Annotated in this window: 3 protein-coding genes and 1 pseudogene; 3 read left to right on the forward strand and 1 reads right to left on the reverse strand. The window is 43.4% G+C overall.

Annotation, left to right across the window (positions count from 1 at the left end):
• Positions 1-79: 79 nt before the first annotated feature.
• The 3 genes and pseudogenes from EKM89_RS13520 to pgmB all read left to right on the forward strand — a co-directional run.
• Positions 80-2,173, forward strand: a pseudogene (locus EKM89_RS13520) (glycoside hydrolase family 65 protein); the annotation flags it as partial.
• A 56-nt stretch (positions 2,174-2,229) separates the two neighbouring features.
• Positions 2,230-3,213, forward strand: a complete 984-nt coding sequence (locus EKM89_RS13525) for an aldose epimerase family protein (protein WP_017261405.1) — start codon at positions 2,230-2,232, stop codon at positions 3,211-3,213.
• Positions 3,214-3,215: 2 nt separating this feature from the next.
• The gene (pgmB, locus tag EKM89_RS13530) at positions 3,216-3,887 is read left to right on the forward strand and encodes a beta-phosphoglucomutase (RefSeq protein WP_056939261.1); all 672 of its coding nucleotides are present in this window, start codon (positions 3,216-3,218) and stop codon (positions 3,885-3,887) included.
• Positions 3,888-3,959: 72 nt separating this feature from the next.
• Here pgmB and EKM89_RS13535 read toward each other — a convergent pair.
• Positions 3,960-4,049, reverse strand: a 90-nt coding sequence (locus EKM89_RS13535) for an IS3 family transposase (protein ID WP_164510537.1), incomplete at its 5' end; no start/stop codon positions are given.

Raw genomic sequence — 4,049 nt, forward strand, 5'->3', positions numbered from 1 at the left:
GATTTATTTGAGCTGTGGAAGGTAAACGCGGTTCTGAATGTCTCTTAAAATCTGTCTCAAATATTGACTTCAATCCAATCTTGGTGGTGTCTGGTATCCGGACAAGACCCGAGTTGGCTGGTGGAAGAATGGTTATCCCGATTACTTTGGAAAAGTTATTAACGCAGTTAATTTCATCAAGATGCACATTAAAATTAATGGTGAAGCCATCGACCTGGCCAAAGACCAGTTCAGTGATTTCGAACTCAATCTTGATATGAAAAAAGCCTTGTTAACCCGCTCGTTTACGGTTACCAAAGGTGATGCCAAGGTGGCAGTCGAATTTGTTCGTTTCTTGAGCGTTGCCCAGCCGGAATTGTCCGTTCAGCGGGTGCGCGTTCAAAACGTCGGCTCAAATAAAGTGGATCTGGTGATTGATTCCGCTATCGACGGTGACGTTAAGAACGAGGACGCCAACTACGACGAACGGTTCTGGGAGGTTCTCTCAACTGAACAGGGGACTGATTCAGGCAATGTCCTTGCCGAAACAACCCCGAACCCGTTCGGGACACCCCGGTTCACTTCCGGAATGGAAATGCGTAACGTCACGGATTTGACTGCTGACAAAGTGGCTCAACCCAGTGAAAAAGAAGTTGTCAACGAATTCACCGGTGTCTTGGCACCCAATGAATCTGCTCAACTTGAAAAGCGCGTGATCATTGTGACTTCCAGAGATTATGATACTCAAGCTGCTTTAACTGACGCCATGCATCAATTAAGCGACAAGGTTGCCGGCCAGTCATACGATGAACTGCTTGAAGCTCATGAGCAGGTCTGGGCCGATCGCTGGAACAAATCTGACATCGTCATTGATGGTGACACCGAAGCCCAACAGGGAATCCGTTTCAACTTGTTCGAACTCTTCTCCACCTACTATGGTGAGGATTCACGCTTGAACATCGGCCCTAAAGGCTTCACTGGTGAGAAGTACGGTGGTGCTACCTACTGGGATACCGAGGCCTTTGCGGTGCCTGTCTACCTGGGAATTACCGATCCTAAGGTAACCCGCAACCTCTTGATGTATCGTTACAAGCAGTTGGACGGTGCGTACCATAACGCCAAACAGCAGGGACTCAAGGGTGCCCTGTTCCCAATGGTCACTTTTGACGGAATCGAGTGTCATAATGAATGGGAAATTACTTTTGAGGAAATTCACCGAAATGGCGATATTGCTTTTGCCATTTACAATTACACCCGTTACACCGGCGACACTTCGTATGTTCTAAACGAAGGTTCAAAAGTCTTGACCGAAATTTCCCGTTTCTGGGCAGACCGGGTTCACTACAGCCAGCGAAACAAGAATTACATGATTCATGGCGTGACTGGCCCTGATGAGTATGAAAACAACGTTGATAATAACTGGTATACCAACATTCTGGCCCAGTGGACGTTGAAATACACGCTTCAGATTCTTAAGGAAGTTTCACCCGAACAAGCTAAGAAGCTGAATGTTAGTGAAGATGAAAAGAAGCATTGGCAAGACATTGTCGACAACATGTATCTGCCATATGACAAAGATCTCAACATCTTCGTTCAACACGATGGCTTCCTCGATAAAGATCTCAAGCCGGTATCAGAAATTCCTGCAGATCAATTACCATTGAACCAGAACTGGTCATGGGACAAGATTTTGCGCTCCCCTTACATTAAGCAGGGGGATGTACTGCAGGGTATCTGGGACTTCATTGATGACTTTACACCGGAACAGAAGAAATCCAACTTTGATTTCTATGAGCAATACACCGTGCATGAGTCAAGCTTGTCACCTGCCATTTACTCCGTGTTGGCTGCTGACCTTCACTATGAAGAAAAAGCCGTTGAACTTTATGAACGAACAGCACGACTTGATCTGGACAACTACAACAACGATACCGTTGATGGCCTGCACATTACGGCGATGACCGGCGGCTGGATTGCGGTGGTCCAAGGATTCGCTGGGATGCGGGTTCGCGACGGCAAGTTGCATTACGCACCATTCCTGCCGAAGAAATGGTCACACTATTCATTTAGACAAGTCTTCCGTGATCGTTTAATTGAAGTCGACGTTGATCAGGATGGTTCCCACTTCAAGTTAATTGATGGCGAACCAATTACGATTGATGTTGCCGGTAAGCCTGTTGAATTGAGTAAGTAATAAGCATGATGATGAGCGAGGAATCGCTCATTTGCTGTATAGCAGGAAAGGATATCATGAAAGTAGTAGAGAAGGATTTTGGGCAATTACCTGACGGAAAAGTCGTGACGGCGTTTACCCTAGAAAATATCAAGCACACACAGATTACTGCAATTTCATACGGGGCAACTTGGCAATCGTTTTCCGTTGAACGTGATGGTGTCAAACAAGAATTGTTAGTCCAATTTGATGATTTAGCCGCGTATTTAGATAATCCATTCCATTTTGGAAATACAATTGGTCGTGTTGGTGGTCGTCTATCAAAAACTGATTATGATATTAATGGGGCACATTTTACATTAACGCCAAATGATCATGGCAATGTTTTACACTCTGGCATTAATGGCTTTGATGCGGTTAATTGGCACGGTGAAGCAAGAAATTTGGGTACAGCGGCGGAAATTAATTTCACACGTACTTTTGATGATGAATTCGCCGGACAATTAGCTGCCCAAGTGACCTATCGATTGGACGATGAAGATCGTTTAGACATTATATTTAGTGGCGTTTCAACCGAGAATACATTGTTCAATCCAATGACGCATGTCTATTTTAATTTAGTTGGTAAGGATCAAGATATCAGTCAGCATAAATTACAAATTGCATCACGTCAACATCTTGAAGTTGATAATCACATGATTCCAACCGGTAACGTGATTGATAATCAAAATACAAAATTTGATTTTGCGCATTTGCATGCCTTGGGACAAGAGCATTACGATGATGCTTGGGTATTAGATCCCAGCCGTCAAGGGGAGGGAGTAGGACTAACTTCACCCGATGAAAGTTTGACCTTGACAGTGGATTCAGATCGCAATGGTGTGGTTGTATTCACTGCCAATCCTGACGATAGCAGTGACATTAAAACAGCGCTTGCTATTGAGATGCAGACCTTGCCTGATGCGGTTAATCATGAAGGCTTTGGTGATATTGTTTTGCCAGCAAATGAAACAAAAACATATACTGTAACTTACCAAATTAAAAAAAGCGAGGATAAATAAAAATGGCTAAATTTTCAGATATTAAAGGTTTTGCCTTTGATTTAGATGGCGTTATTGCTGACACGGCGCGCTTTCATGGTGAAGCTTGGCATCAAACAGCTGATGAGGTTGGCACAACTTGGACACCAGAATTGGCTGAAGGTTTGAAGGGCATCAGTCGCATGGCTTCCTTGCAAATGATTTTGGATGCTGGGGATCATGCCGATGATTTTTCTCAAGCAGATAAAGAAGCATTAGCAGAAAAGAAAAATCATAATTATCAACAACTCATTTCAACATTGACGGAAGATGATGTTTTACCTGGCATGAAAGATTTCATTCAATCAGCTATGGCAGCCGGCTATAAAATGTCGGTAGCTTCAGCCTCTAAAAATGCACCAATGATTCTAGATCATTTGGGATTAACTGAGTATTTTGTTGACATTGTTGATCCCGCCACTTTGACAAAGGGAAAACCTGATCCTGAAATCTTCGTTCGTGCTGCGGAAGTCTTACATTTAGATCCAGAAAATGTCATTGGATTGGAAGATTCAGCTGCTGGAATTTCCTCAATCAATGGCGCAGGTGAAACATCACTAGCAGTTGGTATTTCAGATGTGTTGTCAGGAGCGGATCTGAATTTTGAGTCTACTTCAGAAGTGACATTAGCAAATATTGAAGCTAAAATGCAATAGATAACTAAAAAGAGTGTCAGTACATAAAAGGCGCGGCTCCTTGTCAAGTAGACAGCTAAATAATTAAAATCATTATGCAGTATTTTTAACGGCATGATTCCGGTATTCTACTGGGGTCATGCCGTTTAGTGTTGGTTGGCGTCGCGAATTATTATACCAATC

This window comes from Levilactobacillus fujinensis (assembly GCF_003946335.1).
GTDB lineage: Bacteria > Bacillota > Bacilli > Lactobacillales > Lactobacillaceae > Levilactobacillus > Levilactobacillus fujinensis.

Excerpts from the sequence above, each read along its gene's own strand:
- EKM89_RS13525 (WP_017261405.1), top strand. The coding sequence starts at position 2,230 with ATGAAAGTAGTAGAGAAGGATTTTGGGCAATTACCTGACGGAAAAGTC.
- pgmB (WP_056939261.1), top strand. The coding sequence starts at position 3,216 with ATGGCTAAATTTTCAGATATTAAAGGTTTTGCCTTTGATTTAGATGGC.